The following is a 14,295-nucleotide window of genomic DNA, read 5'->3' as shown; positions in this document are numbered from 1 at the left end:
TTTTCACGATATTTCGGTGGCTTTCCTCCAGAGGATTAGCCTGAACGGATGGAATCCGCCGAACTCGACGGCGTGGACCGCGGTCTGGTGCACGCGCTCCAGCTCGACGGCCGCGCCCCCTTCGCCAGGATCGCCGACGTGCTCGGCGTCTCCGAGCAGACCGTCGCCCGCCGCTACCGCAGGCTCACGGCGGCCGGCGTGATCAGGGTGGTGGGCGGCCTCGACGGCGCGCTCCTCGGCTACACGCCGTGGACCATCCGCGTACGCTGCACGCCCGACGCGGGCACCGCCATCGCCGAGGCCCTGGCCAGGAGGCCCGACACGTACTGGGTGCACCTGCTGTCCGGCGGCACCGAGATCTCGTGCTTCGCCCAGTCGCCCGACACGGTCCTGCTGGAGAAGCTGCCCCGGACCAGCCGCGTCCTGTCCATGACCGCGCATTCGCTCCTGCGCGGCTTCGCCCTGCCCGACGGCTGGCGGGGCCTGGCCTGGCTCACCGCGGAGCAGGCCGACCTGGTGCGCCCCGAGCCGCGTACCGGATCGGACGGCTCGTCCTCCAGGAGGAGGACCACCGCCTCCTGGACGTGCTGGCCAGGGACGGCCGGGCCGGGTACACGGAGCTGGCCAGGGCCACCGGCTGGTCGGAGGCCACGGCCAAGCGCCGGCTGCGCCAGTTGCGCGGGTCCGGCGCGCTCACCATCCAGCTCGACTACTCCCCCAGGCTGCTCGGCTACCGCGCCGAGGCCCGGCTCTGGATGGCCGTGCGCCCCTCCGAGCTGCTCCACGTGGCCGGGACCCTCGCGGGCCACCCCGAGATCTCCTTCGCCAGCGTCATCACCGGCCCGACCAACCTCCTCGCCACCGCCATCTGCCGCGACAACGCCGACCTGTACCGCTACCTCACCGAACGGGTGAGCGCCCTGGACGCCGTCCAGACGCTGGAGACCGCCCCCGTCCTCCGGACGGTCAAACGCACCGGCGCACTACCCCCACAGGCGTACGGGCGACCCGCGTGAACACTCCCCCGGGCTGACTCCGAACAGGGCCTGACGTGCGATTCGGCCCGCCCCTCCGACCGGCACGCTGAAAGGCATCACGTCAAGGAGGAGACATGCACAGCTTCTGGCCGATCATCCCGTTCTTCTGGGGCCTGTTCTGGGTCGCCGTCGTCGCGCTGGCCATCACGGCCCGGCACAAGGGCTGGTGGGGGCCGCGCCACGCGCACGTCGCGGCCGCCGCGTCGCCTACCGCCGGGGCGGAACGGATCCTCGCCGAGCGGTACGCCCGCGGCGAGATGGGCGAGGACGAGTACTTCGAGAAGGTGTCCGTTCTCAAAGGCTGGACATCCTAAACATCACTAAGGGTGCAATTACTGTCACTGGCCGCATTCAGGGACCGGCGTTACGGTTCGTGTACCGGATACATAGAGAGCGGGGACAGGTATGCGATCCGTCGCCAGGTTCTGCGGCCAGTGCAGCTGCGGGTGCCCCGAGCTGTTCGTCGACGAAACGGCGCCCGTCGAGCGCCAGGTGGTCATCACCGACGACTTCGGGCAGCGCGTGGAGATGAGCCTCGACCAGTTCGGCTCGATCGTCGAGGCCGCCAAGAGCGGGTCTCTGGACAGTCTGGCGCTCGCCCGCTGAGCGCCGTCACCCTGCTGGCCGGCGGAGTCGCCGCCGGGCTGGTGGCGGGGACGGCCTCGTGCACCGCGGCGCAGGGCAGCCTGCTCATGGGCCTGGTCGATCACTGCCACGGGCGCGATCCCGCGCTGGTCGGCTGGTTCCTGGCGGGGCGGCTGGCCTCGTACACCACGGCCGGAGCGCTGCTCGGGCTGCTCGGCTCGGCCGTCAGCCTCCCGCCCGCGGCCCGCGCGGTGCTGCTCGTCGCGGCCGGGCTCACGGTGATCGTCTTCGCCGTCCGGCTGATGCGGCGCGGTCACTGTGCGGCCAAGCCCGAGGCCGGCGCCCCCTCGCGCTACAAGGCGCCGCTGCTGGGCGCGGCCACCATCCTGGTGCCCTGCGGCGTGACCCTCGGCATGGAGATGATCGCGATCTCCAGCGGCTCCCCGGTGGCGGGGGCGGCGGCCATGGCGGGGTTCGTGCTCGGCACCGCTCCGGCGTTCGCGCTGCTCGGGTACGTGCTGCGGCGCGTCTCCCACACCCGGCTGGCCCGGCTCGCCGCGGTCGTGGCCGTCGCCGCCGGGCTCTGGACCGTCGGCGCCGGGCTCACCCTGGGCGGCTGGATCGGCGGCGCGCCGCCGGCCGCGTCCAGGCCCCTGCCCGCCGCGCCGGGCCCCGGCGAGCAGATCGTGACGGTCTGGGCGACCCGCGAGGGCTATCGGCCGGCCGTCGTGGCGGCCCGCGCCGGAGCGCCGGTCGAGGTGGTGTTCAAGCTGGTCGACCGGGGGTGCACCGGCACGGTCACGATCGGCGGGCGCGACGTCGCGCTGCCGGCCACCGTACGCCTGCCGCCGCAGCCGAAGGGCGCGCTGCGGTACGTGTGCGGGATGGGCATGTACACGGGCTTCATCGACTTCTCGTGACGCCATGTCGGCGATTACCGTTCGTGATCACGCGATCACGTGCCACGCTGGTCGCCATGGCCTGGCAAGGAGAGGTCGCGGCGCCGTCCGTACCGGCGCCGCGCGTGGGAGACGAGCCCGAGCTGCTGGCCGCCGCGGGAGCCGGCGACGCGCAGGCCGCGCACCGGCTCGGCAAGCTCTATGCCCAGCACGGCGACCGCGCGGCCGCCAAGCACTGGTGGGAGCGGGCGGCCGAGGGCGGCAACCTGGACAGCGCGTACAACCTGGGCGTCTGGCACGAGATGCACGGCAGCCTGGTGGATGCCGTCAGCTGGTACGAGCTCGCGGCCGGCGCCGGCGACGCCGAGGCGGCGAGCAACCTGGCGACGCTCCTGCTGGAGCAGCGCGGAGACCCCGACAGGGCCCGGCGCTGGTACGAGGTCGCCGCCCACGGCGGCTCCAGCACCGCGGCCCGCAGGCTGGCGCTGATGTGCGAGGACGCCGGCGAGCTGGCGGCGGCCCGCGAGTGGCACCGCACGGCGGCCGCGGAAGGCGACATGGCCTCGGCACACGACCTGGGCTTCCTGGCCTACGCGACGGGCGACGACGAGGAGACCGTGCGCTGGTGGGAGTACGCGGCCAGGGGCGGCCACCCGGACTCGGCGTACTGCATGGGCCTCTACCTGCACGCCAGCCGCGACCCCGAGGGCGCGGAGGCCTACTACCGGCTGGCCGCCAAGAGCGAGCATCCGGGCGCCGCCTCCCAGCTCGGCGAGATCGCGCTGTCCACGGGCGACCTGCGGATCGCCCGCGCCTGGTTCGAGCAGGCCGCCGGCGCCGGGCGCGGCTACGACCAGCGGATGGCCGGGTTCGTCTGCGTCGAGCTGAGGGACTGCGCGGCGGCCAGCCACTGGTTCGGCCGGGCGGCGGCCGGCGGGGACGCCGAGGCGGCCTTCAACTACGGCCTGCTGCTGATCGCCGAGTTCGGCGACCTGGCGGGCGGGCAGCACTGGTTCCGGCAGGCGGCGCGGGCCGGGCACCGCGGGGCCGCCGTCGAGCTGGGCGGGCTGCTGTCGGTGGCCGGCGAGCTGGGCGAGGCCCAGGAATGGCTGTCCGATCCGCCGCCGCCCACGTGGGGGCGGCACGCCGAGCCGGAGCTGGCCGCCAGGGCCGAGCTGGCCGCGGCGGCCACCGGCCGCAGGGGCGGCGCCGCGCTGGACGTGGGCGACCTGACCGAGGTGCTCGGCACGTGGGATCTGGTGACCCGGCCGCTGCACGACCACTCCGACGTGATCGGGTGGCTGGTGGGGCGCAGCGGGCTGCACCCGAGCGCGATCGAGCACCTGGCGTCGGTGCGCGGCACGCTGCTGCGTCCCGGGACCGCGCCGTGGCCGAGCTGCGGCGAGATCGAGTATGTGCTGGCCACGGCCCGTGACCTGCGCAAGCGCCTGGGCGTGCGCTGATCGGCGCACGCCCGGGCGCTCCTCGTCACACCAGTTCGGTCACCGGGGTGAACGGCAGGCCGAGCGCCTCGGCCACCGGCCCGTTGGTGAGCAGGCCGTCGTGCGTGTTGAGCCCGCCCGCGAGGCCGGCGTCCGTCCTGAGCGCCTCGCGCCAGCCGAGGTCGGCCAGCTTGACCGCGTACGGGAGGGTCGCGTTCGTCAGGGCGTACGTGGAGGTGTTGGCCACGGAGCCCGGCATGTTGGCCACGCAGTAGAAGACCGACTCGTGCACCTTGTACGTCGGCTCGGCGTGCGTGGTCGGGCGCGAGTCCTCGAAGCAGCCGCCCTGGTCGATGGCGATGTCGACGAGCACGGAGCCCGGCTTCATGCGCGAGACCAGGTCGTTGGAGACCAGCGTCGGGGCCTTGGCGCCGGGGATCAGCACCGCGCCGATGACCAGGTCGGCCTGCAGGACCTCCTGCTCGATCGCGTACGACGTCGAGACCAGCGTCTTGAGCCGGCCCTGGTAGATGGCGTCGATGAAGCGCAGGCGGTCGATGTTCGTGTCGAGCACGGTGACGTCGGCGCCCATGCCGACGGCGATCTGCGCGGCGTTGAGGCCGGAGACCCCGCCGCCGATCACGACCACCTTGGCCGGGGCCACGCCGGGCACGCCGCCCGGCAGGACGCCGCGGCCGCCATTGAAGCGCATCAGGTTGTAGGCGCCCACCTGCGGCGCGAGGCGGCCGGCGACCTCGGACATCGGGGCGAGCAGCGGCAGCGCGTTGCCCACCTGGACGGTCTCGTACGCGATGCCGGTCGTCCTGGCCTTCAGCAGCGCGTCCGTGCAGGGGCGCGAGGCGGCCAGGTGCAGGTACGTGAAGAGCACGAGGCCCTCACGCAGCCGGTGGTACTCCTCGGCGATGGGCTCCTTGACCTTGAGCACCATCTCCGCTTCGCCCCATACGGCGTCGGCACCGTCGAGGATCTTCGCCCCCGCCGAGAGATATTCCTCGTCCGGGATGTGCGAGCCCAGGCCCGCACCCCGCTGGACCAGGACGTCGTGGCCGTGGCGCACCAGCTCGTGAACTCCGGCGGGCGTGGCGGCGACGCGATATTCATGGTTCTTGACCTCGGCAGGGACGCCGATCTTCATGGTTGATCCTTTCGCGAAACCGGCACGCCGTCGTACCGGACTGAGGGGTGGTTCTGTCGGGCCTCTACAGACGCGTCCACGCTTCGGTGAGCACGCCACGGAGTATCGACCCGATCTCGGCGAACTCCTCGGGCCCCGCGATCAGCGGGGGCGCCAGCTGGATGACCGGATCGCCGCGGTCGTCGGCGCGGCAGTAGAGGCCCGCGTCGAACAGCGCCTTGGACAGGAAGCCGCGCAGCAGCCGCTCCGACTCGTCGGCGGAGAACGTCTCCTTGGTGGCCTTGTCCTTGACCAGCTCGATGCCCCAGAAGTAGCCCGAGCCGCGCACGTCGCCGACGATCGGCAGGTCGCGCAGGCCGTCGAGGGTCTCCTTGAACAGCGGCTCGTTCCTGGAGACGTGGCCGAGCAGGTCCTCGCGCTCGAAGATGTCGAGGTTGGCCAGCGCCACGGCCGACGAGACCGGGTGGCCGCCGAAGGTGTAGCCGTGGGCGAACATGGCGTCGCCGCCCTTGAACGGCTCGAACAGCCGCTCGTGCGCGATCATGGCGCCGATGGGCGAGTAGCCGCTGGTCATGCCCTTGGCGCAGGTGATGATGTCCGGCACGTAGTCGAACTTCTGGCCGCCGAACATCGTGCCGAGCCGGCCGAAGGCGCAGATGACCTCGTCGGAGACGAGCAGCACGTCGTACTCGTCGCAGATCTCGCGCAGGCGCTGCCAGTAGCCGGGAGGGGGCGGGAAGCAGCCGCCGGCGTTCTGGACGGGCTCGGCGAAGACGGCGGCGACGGTGTCGGGGCCCTCCATCTCGATGGCGCGGGCCACGCGCTCGGCCGCCCAGAAGCCGTACTCCTCGGGCGTCATGCCCTTGACACCGGTGATCTCGTCGGCGCGGTAGTGGTTGGTGTTGGGGACCCGGACCGAGCCGGGCACCAGCGGCTCGAACATCTGCTTGAACGCGGGGATGCCGGTGATCGACAGCGCGCCCTGCGGGGTGCCGTGGTAGGCGATCTGGCGGCTGATGACCTTGTGCTTGAGCGGCTTGCCGATGAGCTTGTAGTACTGCTTGGCCAGCTTCCAGGCGGTCTCGACCGCCTCACCGCCGCCGGTGGTGAAGAAGACGCGGTTGAGCTCGCCGGGCGTGTACGAGGCCAGCCGCTGGGCCAGCTCGGCGGCCTTCGGGTGGGCGTAGGACCACAGTGGGAAGAACGCCAGCTCCTGAGCCTGCTTGGCGGCGGCCTCGGCCAGCTCCTGGCGTCCGTGGCCGACCTGGACCACGAAGAGTCCGGCCAGCCCGTCGAGGTAGCGCTTGCCGTGGATGTCGTAGACGTAGGACCCCTCACCGCGCACGATGGTCGGGATCTCGGACTGCTGATAGGCACTGTGCCTGGTGAAGTGCAACCACAGGTTGTCCTGCGCGGCCTTCAGGACGTCGTTTTCCGGCTGCGTCATGGTTATCTTCCCTCGTGTCTCAACTCCCCACAGTCTGCATGCTCACCTGGGGATTTGCCAAGCGAATCGGTCGTAGCAATATGCAAGAAAATCGATATCCGCAGATCGACTATGTAACGGCGACGAAATCCGCATGTAGATTGGCGCGCGGGTCACCAGCGCCGCTTTGGCGTTCTCGCACGTGGAACGTTGTGTGATCCAATGAGACCAACATGTTGAGACCAGCCAGAACCTTCTGATAACGACCCCCGGGGGACCTTTCCGTGACTCCTGACCAGATTGAGAGCGCCGTCGCCGCCGCGATGCCCCAGGCCGTCGAGGAGCTGAGGCGGCTGGCCGCCATACCCTCCGTGGCCTTCCCCGGGCATCCGGAGGAGCCGGTCTTCGCCGCCGCCGCGATGACGGAGGAGCTGCTGCGCTCCGTGGGCCTGCCGCGTGTCCAGCAGGTGCCGGTCGAAGGCAGCTTCCCGGCGATCTTCGGCGAGGCCCCCGCGCCGCCCGGCGCGCCCACGGTCCTGCTGTACGCGCACTACGACGTGCAGCCCGCGGGCGACCCGGCCGCGTGGCGCACTCCGCCGTTCGAGCCGACCTTGATCGACGGCAAGCTGTACGGGCGGGGCTGCGCGGACGACAAGTCCGGCATCCTCTCCCACATCACCGCCCTGCGCGCCTTCCAGGGCCGCTTCCCCGTGGGCATCAAGGTCATCATCGAGGGCCAGGAGGAGTACGCGGGCGAGCGCCTGGAGGCGTTCGTCGAGCGCAACCCCGGCCTGCTGCGGGCCGACGCCATCGTGGTGGCCGACACCGGCAACCCGCGGGTCGGCGACCCGGCGGTCACGACCTCGCTGCGCGGCATGGCGGCGTTCACCATCGAGGCGCGCACGCTGCGGGAGCCGGTGCACAGCGGCTCGTTCGGCGGCGCGGCCCCCGACGCGCTGGCCGCCCTCATGCGCATGCTGACCTCGCTGCACGACGACAACGGCGACATCCGCGTGCCCGGCCTGCCGCGCGGCACCTTCCTCGGGCAGGGGCCGTCGGAGGAAGAGTTCAGGAAGACGGCCGGCGTCCTCGACGGTGTCTCGCTGGTGGGCTCGGGCTCGCTGGCCGACCGGCTCTGGGCGTCGTACGCGATCACGGTGACGGGCCTGGACGTGCCGACGGTCTCGGGCGCGGTGAACGCGGTCCAGCCCGCCGCGCGGGCCCGCGTGACCGTCCGGGTCCCTCCGGCGGGCGACCCGAAGGCGACGGTGAACGCCGTGGTCGAGTTCCTGCGCAAGGTGGCGCCGTGGGGCGTCCAGGTGTCCTTCACGGACCTGACGGTGGGCTCGGGCTTCCAGGCGGACTCGGGCGGCAAGGCCCGCGCCGCCCTCAACCGGGCCATGGAGCGCGCCTTCGGCCGCCCGCCCAGGGACGTGGGCGCCGGAGGCTCGATCCCCCTGGTCAACACGCTCCTGAAGCAGTTCCCCGCAGCGGAGATCCTGCTGTTCGGGGCGGAGGACGAGGACGCGGCCATCCACGCGCCCAACGAGCGGGTGGACCTTGAGGAGCTACGGCGGGTGGCGACGACGGAGGCCCTGTTCCTCCACGAGCTCAGCCTCCCCACCGCGCTCGGGGTGTAGTGACAAGTTGAGGGGCCCCCACCAGGCTGGTGGGGGCCCCTCAGCAGTACTGACACTGATGGCCTCCGCTATATCACTCAGCTATAATGTCAACTGACAATAATGAGTGGAGGCGCTGTGACAGAGCAGGACGCAGGGCGGCAACGGCTGGTCGATCTCACCGTGCTCGCCCTGCTCTCCGAGGCGCCTCGGCACGCCTACGACATGAACACGCAGATCCAGCTGCGCAGGAAGACGTTCGTCTCCGGTCTCCCCCGCAGCCTCTACCGCGCCGTCGACCGCCTGCACAAGACCGGGCTCATCGAGCCCGCGGAGACCACCCGGGTCGGCAACCGGCCCGAGCGCACGGTCTACCGCCTGACCGACGACGGCCGCAGGGAGTTCTTCCTGCGGCTGAGCAACCTGCTCTCCACCCCCGGCGGCGAGCACGGCGGGTTTTCGGCGGCCATGTCGTTCATCGCCCATCTCGACCCGGACAGCGCCGCGGAAACCCTCCGGCTGCGGGCCGTCACGCTGGAAGGGCGCATCGCCAGGCTCGCCGCCGAGGCGGAGCTGGCCGCGCATCACGTCCAGCGTGTCTCCCTGCTCGAGTCCGAGCATCTGCTGACCGTCTCGCGCGCCGAGCTGGACTGGATCCGCGGGGTCATCGCCGACCTGCGGTCCGGGGAGCTGGCGTGGGACCTCAGCAAGATGATCAAAGAGGCGGAAGGCGAGAGCGCGCCCCTTGACCACCTCAACGTGGTCAAGGAGGTATGAGCCGAGGTCCGCAGGCGTTCGCACACCTCTCGAAGGAGTCGCGTCGTTGATGCCCGTCTTACCGCTCACCGCTGTCGGCCTGCGATCAACCGACCATGTCGGGCGCAAGGCCGCCGTCCTCGGCGACCTGATGGCCGCCGGATTCCCCGTCCCCGACGGCCATGTGGTCACAGCCGACGCCCTTGGCCAGGCGCTGCGCGCCAACGGACTGGATGATCACGCCTCCTCCGACCAGGTGCGGGAGGCCGCCCTGCCGGAGGACCTGTCCGAGGCCTTGAGGAGGGTGGCCGCGGAGTACGGCGACGTGCCGCTCGCCGTACGTTCGTCCGCGACCGCCGAGGATCTGGGCGACAGGTCCTTCGCCGGCCAGTACGAGTCGATCCTCGGCGTCGTGGGCGCCGAGGCGCTGATCGAGGCCGTCTCGGCCGGCTGGAGCTCCGCGTTCACCGAGCGGGTCGACGTCTACCAGCGAGCACGCGGGCTCGGTGGCAGCCGCAGGATGGCCGTGCTGATCCAGCGGATGGTGCCCGCGGCGGCGGCCGGGGTCGCCTTCAGCGCCAACCCGGTGACAGGAGCCCGGGACGAGGTCGTCATCAGCGCCGTGGCCGGACTCGGCGACGCGCTCGTGTCCGGCGCGGTCACCCCGGCCGAGTGGTCGGTCCGGGGCGACGCGGCCACCTGCGTCTCGGCCGCCGGCGAAGCCATCGACGCCGCCCTCGCCGTGCAGGTGGCCGAGCTCGCGCGCAGGGCGGCGGCGCACTACGGCGAGCCGCAGGACATCGAGTGGGCGACGGACGGGGACATGCTGTGGCTGCTCCAGTCGCGGCCGATCACCGCGCTGCCGGAGCCGGCGCCCGAGCCCGTGCCCATCCCCGTCGAGGTGCCGGACGGGCTGTGGAGCCGGGTCTCCCACTGGTCCACGCCGATCTCGCCCTTGCAGCGCTCGCTCGCCCTGCCCGTGCTCAACGCGAGCACCGGGCAGATGCTCGCCTACGGCCTGGCGGAACGCATCGAGTTTCGCGAGATCGGCGGATGGGTGTACATCAGCTTCACCGTGCCGACGCGGCCGGAGGCCATCAAGGCGAAGCTGCGCGGGATCGCCCGCAAGGCCGAACGGGACGAGCCCGGCTCGATCATCGCGGAGTGGTACGAGAGCCAGCAGCCCGACCTGGATCTCCGGCTCGCCGGCCTGCGCGGGTGCGCGCTCGCCGAGATCGGCGACGACGAGCTGATCGACCACGTACGCCAGGCCCGCACCCTGGCCGCCGAGGCCCAGGAGCTGCACTTCCGCACCGCGGGGGCGGCGCAGTTCGTCTGGGGGGAGTTCGGCCTGGCGTGCGAGCGGCTGCTCGGCTGGACACCGGTCCAGGTGCTCCAACTGCTGGTCGGGCTGCCGGGCAAGACCACCGAGCCGACCTTCCGCCTGTCCGAGCTCGCGCGGGTGGCCGCCGGGCTGCCCGACGACGGCTGGAGCGCGGACCTGGACTTCGCCAAGGCCTTCGACCGATACCTGCACGAGTACGGCCACCGTACGCTGGGCGCCGATCTCACCCAGCCGACGCTGGCCGAGCAGCCCGAGCTGGTCACGCGTCTGATCCGTGACCAGCTCGCCACGGGCTACGACCCGCGGGCGGAGATGTCGCACCAGCAGGCCTCGCGCGACGCGGCGCTGGCCGAGGCGCGAGCCCGGCCGGCGGGCGAGACCGAGCGGTTCGACCGGTTGCTCGGCCGCGCCCAGCGGGCCTACCCGATCCGCGACGACGGCGCCTACTACGCCAACGCGGGCTGGGCGATGGTCCGGCGCGGCATGCTGGAGCTGGGCCGCCGGCTCGCGGCGCGGGGCCTGCTCGACACGCGTGACCACGTGTTCTTCCTCGAATGGGACGAGGCCATCGCGGCGCTGAAGGCGGGCTCCCCTGTGGGCGAGCTCGTCACCCGCCGCAGAGGCATGCGTGCGTGGGCCGAGCAGCACCCCGGCCCGCCCGTCCATGGCGCGTTCCCCGTGGGGGCGGGCGGCGGGCAACCGCACCTGACCGAGGAGCTTCGGCATGCGTCCGAGGTCGCGGGGTGGGTGTGGCAGGCGACCCGCACGGACAACGTGCCGGTCGGCGGCCAGGACGGGCTGCGTGGCATCGGCGCCTCGCCCGGCCGCTACACCGGGGTGGTCCGCGTGATCACCTCCGAAGCGGAGTTCGGCAAGCTGCGCCTGGGCGACGTGTTGGTCTGCCCCGAGACCACCCCGCAGTGGGCCGTGCTCTTCCCCAGCGTGGGCGCGCTGGTCACGGACACGGGAGGGTTGCTGTCACATCCGGCGATCATCGCGCGCGAGTACCGCGTCCCCGCGGTGCTGGCCACGCGCGAGGCCACCGTACGGCTGCGCGACGGCGAGACCGTCACCGTGGACGGCAACGCCGGGACGGTCGAAAGAAGCTAGCGGCATGCGTGTCGGTGGGGTACCGACGTCGACCTGGCCGCGGCTGCCCGTGTAGGTCTTGCGGAGGTCGGCGGTCTGGATGGCGGGTGCCGCGACGCTAGTCGTCCCCGCTCGACCGCAATGCTCGCCGTACGCGACGCATGTAGATCCCGGACGACACGGCGAGCAGTACCAGGATGCCGACGAGGACCACGGTCGCCCGGGAGAAGGCGAGGTCCGGGGGGAGAGCGAGGACGAAGGTGATCCGCGCGGCCGCCTCGACCAGCAGGCCGACGGCCCAGTACACGGTCATGACGTAGACGGCGCGACGGAACTGCGGCACCTGCCAGCGGCGTGCGAAGAACGCCTCGGCCTCGGGAGTGCCGCCGACCTTACGCATGAACAGGTAGATCATCGGGCGGCGGACGGCCACGGAGCCGAGCAGGATCAGGCCGAACCCGCCGCTGAAGACGGCCTCCCTGGCCACGGCGATGCCCGGCCTGCCGGTGATGAGCGCGGCGCAGATGCCGAAGCTCAGGACGAGCAGGACGAGGACCGCCAGTCCGTCCACTCGCCGGGTCCGCGCCAGCTGCACCGCGAACCGTACGAGCGGCACGACCGCGGCCACGATGAGCGCGTTGATCAGGCTCCAGCCGAGGACGTTGTGCCCGACCGCGTAGATCGCGTACGGGACCACGGCGTCGACGACGATCGCCGGTAACAGGGATCGGATGAGCCTGCGGAAATCAGGCCGTACCGATGGCGGAGTGTGGTTCATGGGACTCTTTCGGTAGATGTCACTTATCTATAATGTCACTTGTCATTATAGACGGGCGTCCATATCAAGAAAGAGGGGTCGAGCGGGCTACCAGCGATCGACGAGCCGCTGTCACCTCTAAGATCCGTTCCATGCGTTCCGCGATCTTAGGCGGCCTCGCCGCCTCTTTCCTGCTGGTCGCCACGGCTCCCGCCGTGGCCGCCGCCCCCGCCAAGCCGCTGACCTCGGATCAGTTGAGCGAGGCCCTGATCACGCCCGGCGACCTGGGCGAGCAGTACACGGAGAACCCGAAGCACATCCGTGAGGCGCTGGACTCCGAGTCGGCGCACACGAAGAAGTGCCGGAGCGCCATCAAGGCGCTGAAGCCCATTCTCACGAGCAAGGCGGCGGCCTTCATCGACGAGGAGGGCAAGCCGTCCGGCGTCAAGCAGTTCCTGATCAGCGGGACTCCCGCGCGGCTGGCCCGCTGGGAGCCCGTGGGCAAGGTCATGGTCCGCGACTGCGCCGGGGTCAAGGCGAACTCCGGCTCCTCCAAGGCCGGCATCACCAAGCTCTCCATCGGCAAGTTCGGCACCTGGACCTACGGGATCAGGCACCGCAAGACGATCCCCGCCCTGAACTCCAAGCCGAGTTTCGCGGCGGACGTCTTGCTCATCGGGACCGGGAACAGCGTCATGCTGCTGGTGAGCGACGGGTTCTTCGGGACGTTCGACCCGGGCCTGAGCAAGCGGGCGGCGAAGGTGGCCATGCGGAAGCTGCAGGACGCCCAGGCGACCGCCGCCGAGTAGAGAAGGATGGTTCCGGCGTGTCGGGGGCGCCGGGTTCAGCCGATCACCGTAGCCGGTCGATCAGCGTGACCAGTCGATCAGCGCCAGGAGGCGGTCGGACTGGGCGCGGTCCGCGGCGGTCAGTGCGATGCCTCTGACCAGGGTCAGCAGGTCGCGTACGTCGAGATCCGCCCGTACGGCGCCGGCCCGCTTGGCCGCGTCCAGCAGGCCCGAGGCCGTGGCGAGCATGGACGCGTGCCACTGCGCCACCAGCGCGGTGGCGCCGCTGTCGCCGGTGACCGCCAGGGCCAGGTCGCGCTTGGAGGCGATGTGGTCCATGAAGAGCCGCAGCCATTCGTGCAGCGCCTGCGCCGGCGACCCGGCGGCCGACAGGGTCTGGCCGCGGGCGCACAGCTGGGCGACCTCGTCCGCGTAGACGGCGACCAGCAGATCCGTACGGGTGGGGAAATGTCGGTACATGGTGGCATTGCCGACCCCGGCCCGGCGGGCCACGTCGTCGAGCGGCGCGTCGGTGCCGCGTTCGGCGAAGACCTGCGCGGCCGCGGCCAGCAGCCGGTCGTAGTTGCGCTGCGCATCCGCCCGGCGAGGACGCGATCCCATCCGTCTCCTTGCTAAGTGGGGAACTCCCCATCTAGTCTAGTCACGCCAACTAAACGGGGAGTTCCCCACTTAATCCGGGAGGCAGACATGGCAGCGACGGCCGGTGAAGTGCATCAGCGCATCGTCGAGCTCTACGGAGCCGGGCGGATCGACGAGGGGCTGGCGCTCGTCGACCCCGGCGTGATCGACCACCGAGGCGGCTCGGACGGCGACCACCACGGGCTGGCGGCGTGGAGGGAGAAGTGGGAACAGGCCCTGTCCGGCGGGACGGGCTTTCATGACATGTCCGTCACGGTGGAGCAGAACATCTCCACCGATGACCTGTCGACCAACGTCTACCTCAGCCGCGGCACGCACACCGCCTCGGGGCGTCGCTACGAAGTGCGAGGAATGGACATGATCCGCGTCCGGGACGGCAGGATCGTCGAGCACTGGGCCATCAGGGACTCGGTGGCCATGCGCCACCAGCTCGGCCCGGATCAGTGATACCGGTGCACCAGCCGCAGGCCCGCCTCCACCAGCACCCAGCCCAGGCGCACCTCCACGGCGCGGACCACCGAACCACCCGGGCGACGGCGCTCCACACCGGGCCGCAGCTCACCCCCCTGAGCTCGCCGCCGCATGTCGGCCCCCAGCTCACCCACTCGGGCTCTCCGCCACCTGGCGGCCCTCAGCTCGCCCGCGCGGGCGTGCCGCCGCGCGTCGGCCCGCAGCTCACGGGCTCGCGCCCGCTCCACGAACAGATACAACTCCGGATACATCACACCCTCCTCGG

General features: G+C 71.4%; 16 protein-coding genes and 1 pseudogene. 11 read left to right on the top strand and 6 right to left on the bottom strand.

Going from position 1 to position 14,295, the window contains the following annotated elements:
- Positions 1 to 48 precede the first annotated feature (48 nt).
- Positions 49 to 147: pseudogene (locus ABZX61_RS02740) on the top strand (AsnC family protein); the annotation flags it as partial.
- Between the two features lie 92 nt (positions 148 to 239).
- Here the strand turns inward: ABZX61_RS02740 and ABZX61_RS02735 are convergent.
- Positions 240 to 572, bottom strand: a complete 333-nt coding sequence (locus ABZX61_RS02735) for a hypothetical protein (protein ID WP_355190952.1) — start codon at positions 570 to 572, stop codon at positions 240 to 242.
- 12 nt (positions 573 to 584) lie between these two features.
- On the opposite strand from ABZX61_RS02735, the gene ABZX61_RS02730 reads away from it, so the two are divergent.
- From ABZX61_RS02730 to ABZX61_RS02710, 5 genes are all read left to right on the top strand, one after another.
- Positions 585 to 1,016: an Lrp/AsnC family transcriptional regulator gene (locus tag ABZX61_RS02730; RefSeq protein WP_355190950.1), complete on the top strand. Its 432-nt coding sequence runs from the start codon at positions 585 to 587 to the stop codon at positions 1,014 to 1,016.
- Positions 1,017 to 1,111: 95 nt separating this feature from the next.
- Positions 1,112 to 1,351 (top strand): SHOCT domain-containing protein, encoded by a 240-nt coding sequence (locus ABZX61_RS02725; protein ID WP_355190948.1) that lies wholly within the window; start codon positions 1,112 to 1,114, stop codon positions 1,349 to 1,351.
- 91 nt (positions 1,352 to 1,442) lie between these two features.
- On the top strand, positions 1,443 to 1,643 hold the full coding sequence (locus tag ABZX61_RS02720) for a hypothetical protein (RefSeq protein ID WP_350728503.1): 201 nt from the start codon (positions 1,443 to 1,445) through the stop codon (positions 1,641 to 1,643).
- A 41-nt stretch (positions 1,644 to 1,684) separates the two neighbouring features.
- Positions 1,685 to 2,542, top strand: coding sequence for a sulfite exporter TauE/SafE family protein (locus tag ABZX61_RS02715; protein WP_355190946.1), 858 nt, complete (start codon positions 1,685 to 1,687; stop codon positions 2,540 to 2,542).
- Between the two features lie 56 nt (positions 2,543 to 2,598).
- The gene (locus ABZX61_RS02710) at positions 2,599 to 3,984 is read left to right on the top strand and encodes a tetratricopeptide repeat protein (RefSeq protein WP_355190944.1); all 1,386 of its coding nucleotides are present in this window, start codon (positions 2,599 to 2,601) and stop codon (positions 3,982 to 3,984) included.
- A gap of 25 nt (positions 3,985 to 4,009) precedes the next feature.
- Here the strand turns inward: ABZX61_RS02710 and ald are convergent, their stop codons facing one another.
- Both ald and ABZX61_RS02700 read right to left on the bottom strand, forming a co-directional pair.
- Positions 4,010 to 5,119, bottom strand: coding sequence for an alanine dehydrogenase (ald, locus tag ABZX61_RS02705; RefSeq protein ID WP_350728500.1), 1,110 nt, complete (start codon positions 5,117 to 5,119; stop codon positions 4,010 to 4,012).
- Between the two features lie 64 nt (positions 5,120 to 5,183).
- A complete protein-coding gene (locus ABZX61_RS02700; RefSeq protein ID WP_355190942.1) occupies positions 5,184 to 6,566 on the bottom strand; it encodes an aspartate aminotransferase family protein in 1,383 nt (460 codons plus the stop codon).
- 263 nt (positions 6,567 to 6,829) lie between these two features.
- Between ABZX61_RS02700 and ABZX61_RS02695 the strand changes: the two genes are divergently transcribed.
- The 3 genes from ABZX61_RS02695 to ABZX61_RS02685 all read left to right on the top strand — a co-directional run bounded on the left by ABZX61_RS02695 (position 6,830) and on the right by ABZX61_RS02685 (position 11,375).
- The gene (locus ABZX61_RS02695) at positions 6,830 to 8,185 is read left to right on the top strand and encodes a dipeptidase (protein WP_355190940.1); all 1,356 of its coding nucleotides are present in this window, start codon (positions 6,830 to 6,832) and stop codon (positions 8,183 to 8,185) included.
- Positions 8,186 to 8,302: 117 nt separating this feature from the next.
- On the top strand, positions 8,303 to 8,941 hold the full coding sequence (locus ABZX61_RS02690; protein ID WP_355190938.1) for a helix-turn-helix transcriptional regulator: 639 nt from the start codon (positions 8,303 to 8,305) through the stop codon (positions 8,939 to 8,941).
- Positions 8,942 to 8,990: 49 nt separating this feature from the next.
- Entirely contained in the window at positions 8,991 to 11,375 is a 2,385-nt protein-coding gene (locus ABZX61_RS02685) for a PEP/pyruvate-binding domain-containing protein (protein ID WP_355190936.1), read from the top strand.
- Between the two features lie 97 nt (positions 11,376 to 11,472).
- Here the strand turns inward: ABZX61_RS02685 and ABZX61_RS02680 are convergent, their stop codons facing one another.
- Positions 11,473 to 12,132: a VC0807 family protein gene (locus ABZX61_RS02680; RefSeq protein WP_355190934.1), complete on the bottom strand. Its 660-nt coding sequence runs from the start codon at positions 12,130 to 12,132 to the stop codon at positions 11,473 to 11,475.
- A 131-nt stretch (positions 12,133 to 12,263) separates the two neighbouring features.
- Between ABZX61_RS02680 and ABZX61_RS02675 the strand changes: the two genes are divergently transcribed.
- Positions 12,264 to 12,920: a hypothetical protein gene (locus ABZX61_RS02675; protein WP_355190932.1), complete on the top strand. Its 657-nt coding sequence runs from the start codon at positions 12,264 to 12,266 to the stop codon at positions 12,918 to 12,920.
- Positions 12,921 to 12,980: 60 nt separating this feature from the next.
- Here ABZX61_RS02675 and ABZX61_RS02670 read toward each other — a convergent pair whose 3' ends face one another.
- Positions 12,981 to 13,520 (bottom strand): helix-turn-helix domain-containing protein, encoded by a 540-nt coding sequence (locus ABZX61_RS02670; protein WP_350728496.1) that lies wholly within the window; start codon positions 13,518 to 13,520, stop codon positions 12,981 to 12,983.
- Positions 13,521 to 13,607: 87 nt separating this feature from the next.
- Between ABZX61_RS02670 and ABZX61_RS02665 the strand changes: the two genes are divergently transcribed.
- Positions 13,608 to 14,006, top strand: coding sequence for an ester cyclase (locus tag ABZX61_RS02665; RefSeq protein WP_350728495.1), 399 nt, complete (start codon positions 13,608 to 13,610; stop codon positions 14,004 to 14,006).
- Here the strand turns inward: ABZX61_RS02665 and ABZX61_RS02660 are convergent.
- A complete protein-coding gene (locus ABZX61_RS02660) occupies positions 14,000 to 14,281 on the bottom strand; it encodes a hypothetical protein (RefSeq protein WP_355190929.1) in 282 nt (93 codons plus the stop codon). The genes ABZX61_RS02665 and ABZX61_RS02660 overlap by 7 nt on opposite strands.
- Between the last annotated feature and the right edge of the window lie 14 nt (positions 14,282 to 14,295).

It is taken from the genome of Nonomuraea sp. NPDC003709 (genome assembly GCF_040610775.1).
Classification (GTDB): Bacteria; Actinomycetota; Actinomycetes; order Streptosporangiales; family Streptosporangiaceae; genus Nonomuraea; species Nonomuraea angiospora_A.
This window is presented reverse-complemented; position numbering and strand designations above follow the sequence as displayed.